Origin of the sequence: Acetobacter fabarum (assembly GCF_040702925.2) — a bacterium.
Lineage (GTDB): Bacteria > Pseudomonadota > Alphaproteobacteria > Acetobacterales > Acetobacteraceae > Acetobacter > Acetobacter fabarum_B.
Genome location: NZ_JBFCXX020000074.1, coordinates 1 through 279 on the forward strand (window position 1 = coordinate 1; position 279 = coordinate 279).

A 279-nucleotide genomic window follows, 5' to 3' on the forward strand; every position below is an offset into this window, starting at 1 on the left:
GTTCGGTGTTGTTGGAGACTTTCTCCGATATCGCGATTTTGTCTAACGGTCGAGATCCGCTCGCGATGCTTTCTTGCCTGGCTGACAAGGGGTATTGGGGATACACGATTCCCGAGTATCTGCAGTGGTGCGCTTTCTCGGAGGTGGGGCATGATGTTGATTCTGACCAGATAAAGGCCGGCAAGGCAATTCCACAGGTCAATCGGCGTTTTCCTTCAGCCTATGAAACGCTGCCGGTTGCGTTTCCTTTCCGCAACCCGCTCAAGCGTAATGCAAGTG

1 protein-coding gene is annotated in these 279 nt (G+C 53.0%); it reads left to right on the plus strand.

The features are described from left to right. Positions 1–279: hypothetical protein (locus AB2L51_RS15145; protein WP_400922653.1), on the plus strand; the 279-nt coding region annotated here is incomplete at both ends.